The sequence below is a fragment of the Plebeiibacterium marinum genome (assembly GCF_026013615.1).
GTDB classification, from domain to species: Bacteria; Bacteroidota; Bacteroidia; order Bacteroidales; family Marinilabiliaceae; genus Saccharicrinis; species Saccharicrinis marinus_A.
This window is the reverse complement of record NZ_JAPDPI010000087.1, coordinates 1-6,160: the sequence shown is the minus strand read 5'-3', so window position 1 is coordinate 6,160 and position 6,160 is coordinate 1. Positions and strand designations below refer to the sequence as shown.

Here is a 6,160-nt window from a genome sequence, read left to right as displayed (position 1 = left end):
CCTAAGAACTTTCAAATTACTCCGAATGTTTTGGAAGTAATTTGAAAGCAACACTTATTTTTGTCGCATCAAGACGGGGTTTACCGAATGCTTACGTTTGGTGTTGATGAGCTTTACACAAAACAAACAATTGATGCTGGAAATCGAGTAAAAAATCAATTAAATTCAAAATTATCTGATGTCAGTTTTGAATTTCAAGGCTCTGTTATGACGAATACTCATATAAAAGGGTACAGTGATATTGATTTATTAACAATAACTGAGAAGTTCTACACCTTTGACAGAGAAGGAATAAATAAATCCTTAAATCAAACTGATGTATATTTTAAGTATAACCAAAACCAAATTAACACATTAAAAAATGTTTTAAACGGAGGTGGTTATACCAATGCATTAACAGACCTTAGAGAATTAAGACTTGATTGCGAAGAAACACTTGATAGTGTATATTCTTACGTGGATACATCACGTCCAAAGTCTATCGAAGTTGAACTTACCAATCCTAATCGTAAAGTTGATGTTGTAATTGCAAGTTGGTTTCAAGACACAAATTATTATATAAACAGTAACATTGTAAATAAAGCTATACAGGTATTCTACAAGGGCAATATTCCTGCTTATGATCGAAAATTAGATGCAGATTATCCTTTTATGAGAATTAAACTTTTAAACGATAAGGATTCCATCGTAAATGGAAGACTTAAAAGAATGATTCGTTTCCTAAAAACGCTTAAATCAGATGCAGATCAAGACATTAAGCTTTCAAGTTTTGATATAAATGCGATCTTATTTGATATTGACACAAAGCAGTATCACAATAAAAGTTATCTGGAATTAGTTCCTATTGCCTATGAACAGTTAAAAAAAATTGCAAACAACTATTCATATAGGTACAATTTACAATCTTTAGATAAAAGAGAATACATTTTTAGAAAGGATGATAGAATTACTGAAGATGTCGAAAAAACAGGATTTCTTAAAATCTTAATTAGTGAAGTAGAATATATAATCAACGAGCTAAATAGTTTAAAACGTTTAATTGCATAATAATGAAGATAATTAAAGTAATCTCAATAATAATTCAATTTATACTTTATGGTAGTGCAATTACATTAGGAATTATTTGGCTTTTTAATATTGAAGTATGTTTTGATCCGGAAGCTGCAACATTTTTACTACTTACAATAGTAACACCGTTACTAAGTTACCTGGTAAAAAAATACTCTGATATAATTGCAATTGAGAAATTCTCAACTGCAAACGCATTAGCTTATGGTTATATTAATAATTTTATTGAACCGGTTCTAACAGAATTGATAAAGAAGAGTAAAAAGCCTGTAATTTATATATACCTTCCTCAAACTATTGACGAATTATATCCCAAAAATGTAGAAAGAATTAAGGCTAACTTCATTGAAAAATACGGTAATATTGGTACTCGATCTATTAAAATAAATGAAGGACGAGGTGCTAGAGATCTTATGACAATTGCAAGTCTTGGTGAAGATTGTTTTTTTGATATTCCAAACACATTACTAACATTGAAGCCTTTAATTGACTATCAAGTAATTTCGCCTAAAAATGATTTAACTGATATTGAAAAAGAAAAGCTGGGCGTAAAATATATAGACGTGTTTAAGCAAGAGATATTAAAATTGTTATCAAGAAAACAGTTGGATAAGAATATAATTTTAATTGATAAGGACTTTAAAATTGAATAGTTTATAAAAATTCCTATAATTTACGAATATAAGCCTAGATGCTAATTGAATGCTGCTAGGCTCATATTTGTTGAATATTTTTCACTATTTTGCATAACACTAAACCATATCTTGTAAAATAGTACTACATGCAATCTAACTTTCTTTTCCTCCAAAGCGAATGGAATGATATATATATTAGGGCAATTGAAGTTGAAAAAAACGCAATAACTGCCCCAATAACATCGGCATTTTATGCGCGTTTATGTTTGGAACGAATGGTTCATTGGCTATACGAAAATGAAGGTTACTTAAAACAACCATACCAAACAAAGTTAGCGGCAAGAATGGCTGAACCTACATTCAAAGAAATTATTCCGCCATCTATTTATAATAACTTAGACTACATACGAAAACAAGGTAATATCGCTGCTCATGGTGGTAAAATAGATCGAAAAGCAAGCTTGGCCTGTCTTCGATTTTTGTTTCGCTTCTTAAGTTGGACTTCCAAAATGTATAGTGAAGTACCTCCTGAAATTGTAGAATTTAACGAAGATTTAATCCCAAAAGTGGGTGCTTCAGAAAAAAGTAAGCACGAACTAAAAAAAGCTGAAAAAAAATTATCCGAGCAAATTAACCTGGCCAATGACGAACGAAAAAAACGATTATTAGTTGAAGAGGAAAATGCTAAATTAAAAATACAACTAAAAGAAATTGAAGAGCGTAAGGAGCGAAATCAGCCTATAGCATTACCTCCTGAACAATATTCTGAGAGTGAAACAAGATCCCTGTATATTGATGTTATGTTGCAGGAAGCAGGATGGAATCCTGAAGCCATAAACACTACAGAATATCGTGTCATAGGCATGCCTAAATCAGTCAATCCAACAGGAAAAGGCTATGTTGATTATGTCCTTTGGGGTAATAATGGATTGCCTTTGGCTGTTATAGAAGCAAAAAAAGCATCTCGTAATATTAATGAAGGAAAACATCAGGCTGAGTTATACGCCAATTGTTTAGAAAACATGACAGGACAACGACCTGTTATATATTATACCAACGGATTCGATACTGAAATTTGGGACGATTGTACTTACCCCCCACGTAGAGTTTTTGGTTTCTATACCAAAGATGAATTACAACAAATTATTAATAGACGAAAAGATAAAAAAGATCCAAGAATCCAGTCTATCAATAACAAAATAACAAATCGAGCTTATCAAAAACATGCCATTGCAAGCATTCTCAATAAATTTATAAAAGATTCATCAAATGAATTAAGAGGTGGCTCAAGGGCTGCACTAGCTGTAATGGCAACAGGTACCGGTAAAACACGTACTGCCATTTCTTTTGTCGATGTACTATTTAAATCTGGTTGGATAAGCCGTGTTCTTTTTTTAGCTGATCGTAATGCATTAGTCACTCAGGCTCAAAGAAATTTTAATGCGCTTCTTCCAAATTTATCTTCAGTAAACCTCACAAAAGAAAAGGAAGATAAAAATACACGTTTGGTCTTCAGTACTTATCCTACCATTATGAATTGTATAGATGGAATTCGCTCTGGCGATGAACGATTCTATTCGGTGGGACATTTCGATCTGATTATTGTAGATGAAGCCCACAGGTCTATTTATCAAAAATACGGTGCTATTTTCAAATATTTCGATGCCTTGAGGTTAGGTTTAACAGCTACTCCTAAGGAAGATGGAGACCACGACACGTATCATTTATTTGATGAAGAAACGAATAATCCAACTTTTGATTATGAACTGGAAGAGGCTGTCAATGAAAAATACCTGGTTCCTTTTCATGCCCAGGAAATTAATCTGGGATTTATGTCAAGAGGGATAAATTTTGATGATTTATCAGAAGAAGAACAGGAACAATACGAAGAAACCTTTCGGGATGAATCAGGTTATATGCCTGATAGTATAGACAGTAGTGCTATTCACAATTGGCTTTTTAATAATAACACAGTTGATAAAGCTTTAAATTACTTAATGACTCAAGGTATAAAAGTTGAAGAGGGTGATAAAATTGGTAAATCTATCATTTTTGCTAAAAGCCATCAACATGCCGAATTCATTGAAGAACGGTTTAATGCAATGTATCCGGAATTAGGTAATAAGTTCCTTCGAATCATAGATAATTATGAGAAATACGCCCAGGATTTATTAGATGATTTTTCACTTAAAGATAAATATCCTCAAATTGCAGTCTCCGTTGATATGTTAGACACAGGTGTTGATGTACCTGAAATTGTTAACCTTGTACTATTCAAACCCGTTTACAGTAAATCTAAGTTCTGGCAGATGTTAGGCAGGGGTACAAGACTGTGTCCTGATTTGTTTGCTCCCGGTATAGACAAAGAATATTTTTACGTATTTGACTTCTGTAATAATTTTCAGTTTTTTAGTCTAAAACCTGAAGGAAGAAAAGCGAATAAATCAGATTCTTTATCTGCTAAAATATTTAAAACAACAATTTCTATCGCTGAAGCATTTAGAGAAGAACCATTTTTAGATGAGAATCATCAGCAAGCCAGAAAAGAATTATTAAATTGGGCTTATCAGAGAGTCTGTCAACTTAACTTACAAAATTTCATGGTCCGCATGGAATTAAAGTATGTAGAAAAATATAACAAACCGGATATCTGGCAAAACCTAAATGACCAGGCAATTTTTGAAATTTTCAATCACATTGCTCCATTGATATTTATTCCGGAAAAAGACGAAGCTGCAAAACGTTTTGATTTGCTCATGCGTAATTTTCAATTAGCATTAATCGAATCAAAGCCAACAATACCTCAATATGAAAACACCATTAAAAACATCGGTCAACAATTAAGTCGATTATTAAACATTGGTGATGTTGCTAATCAAAAAAGTATTATAAAGGCGATTAAAGACGATAACTTTTGGCAGGATAAAAACTATAACAAACTTGAAAATATTAGGCTATCCCTTCGCGATTTATTAAAATACTTACCTAAGGAAGAAACGCTCACATACAAAACAGACTTCCTGGATGAAATTGAAAATGTAAATATCATTGAAGATCCATTAATTGGTTATACCAAAAGTGATTCATATAAACTTAGAGTAGAAACTTATATACGTGAAAATAAAAATCACCTGACTATTCAAAAACTAAGAAATAACATACCCCTAACTTCAATTGAGTTAGATGAATTGGAAAGACTTATTTTCCTGGACTCAAAACTTGGAACAAAAGAAGATTATCTGAAAACATATGGAGAAAAACCATTAGGTGTCTTCATTCGCAGTATTATTGGCATGGATGAAGAAGCCATTCAAAAAGCTTTCTCTAATTTTATAGATGAAGGTAATTTAACTGCAGATCAGATCCAGTTTTTAAAAATGATTATTGGCCACTTTACTAAAAACGGTTTTCTCGAATTAAAAGAATTATCTACTTCATTTAAAAATGCCGAAGACAACGGTCTCTTCGAACTATTTGAAGACGAAGATCAGGATCATATCATCAGAACCATTGATGAAGTAAATAATAATGCTGTAGTGGGTTAATACATAAACCAGTTCTAAAATTTGTGAATATTAGGATATATCATCTCTTTAGGATAAAATATTATACACCATCACTCATGCACCCCATAACACCCCAATTGCTGCCCTTCTGTATTAGGGGTACATTCTCTCAGGTGATGGCCATTCACACCCAACACCTCAAAAGTGGCAACCAAGCCTTTCACCCACACACGTGCAGTATTTGTTCTAATCTCGTTCTTAAAGTTATTCCTTTTCTTAAACTCCAACCAATATCCATTGTCAATTACCATTGTCCAATGAAGCCACAAAAACCTCCCTCTGCCTGTAACATTTGCCATTTTCAATTTACATGGTGCATACAAAATGGCAAACCTTACTTCTACCCACGAGCCTATGTTTGCCACTTCCTTACCCTTCTGGTGCTGTTTTCGTCATACCTTTTGCCCTAATGGCGCTCAATTAACAACTATTGCTGGCGCTTAATTTGTAATCAGCGCCATACACACATTCGGTATTTAAGTCATTCCGCTGCTCGTACCTCACAACTAAAAATGCCTTAAACCCCTCACCCCAGGTAACCTGGAGCATCCATAGCCTTTAATACTTTCTCATAAATAGTTTTGTTCGTACCTCCCTTCAACATATTTATTCCAAAGTCTTAAAAGCTGTACTCAGGCAAAAGCAACGCCAAAAACAGCACCCCTAAGCTGCAATAACATAATGCGTCCCTATATAACTTGCCTATCTTCAATGGTGTAAACTAAATACCTCCGGCAGTCCTATAGCGGCATTATGTTATTGAGCCCCACGGCCCGAGCTCCCCGCCCCACGCCATCACACACAAACAGCCCATTAAAAAATCACACTACCTGTCCCGCAAACCCAGCGGGAAGCCTTACCCTCTTGCTGCCTACGCTAAAGCTCCTGCAG

General features: G+C 33.7%; 4 protein-coding genes. 3 read left to right on the top strand and 1 reads right to left on the bottom strand.

Going from position 1 to position 6,160, the window contains the following annotated elements:
* Window positions 1–60 precede the first annotated feature (60 nt).
* From OM074_RS20750 to OM074_RS20740, 3 genes are all read left to right on the top strand, one after another.
* Window positions 61–1,047, top strand: coding sequence for a nucleotidyltransferase-like protein (locus tag OM074_RS20750; RefSeq protein ID WP_301202615.1), 987 nt, complete (start codon window positions 61–63; stop codon window positions 1,045–1,047).
* Window positions 1,048–1,049: 2 nt separating this feature from the next.
* Window positions 1,050–1,721 carry an STING domain-containing protein gene (locus OM074_RS20745; protein ID WP_301202614.1) on the top strand — a complete coding sequence of 224 codons (672 nt, stop codon included), beginning with the start codon at window positions 1,050–1,052 and terminating at the stop codon, window positions 1,719–1,721.
* 128 nt (window positions 1,722–1,849) lie between these two features.
* Window positions 1,850–5,248, top strand: a complete 3,399-nt coding sequence (locus OM074_RS20740; RefSeq protein ID WP_301202613.1) for a DEAD/DEAH box helicase family protein — start codon at window positions 1,850–1,852, stop codon at window positions 5,246–5,248.
* A gap of 71 nt (window positions 5,249–5,319) precedes the next feature.
* Here OM074_RS20740 and OM074_RS20735 read toward each other — a convergent pair whose 3' ends face one another.
* Window positions 5,320–5,634, bottom strand: coding sequence for a hypothetical protein (locus tag OM074_RS20735; RefSeq protein WP_301202611.1), 315 nt, complete (start codon window positions 5,632–5,634; stop codon window positions 5,320–5,322).
* Window positions 5,635–6,160 lie beyond the last annotated feature (526 nt).

Bases quoted from the DNA above. Each gene is read 5' to 3' on its own strand.
- OM074_RS20740 (WP_301202613.1), top strand. From the start codon at position 1,850: ATGCAATCTAACTTTCTTTTCCTCCAAAGCGAATGGAATGATATATAT.
- OM074_RS20745 (WP_301202614.1), top strand. From the start codon at position 1,050: ATGAAGATAATTAAAGTAATCTCAATAATAATTCAATTTATACTTTAT.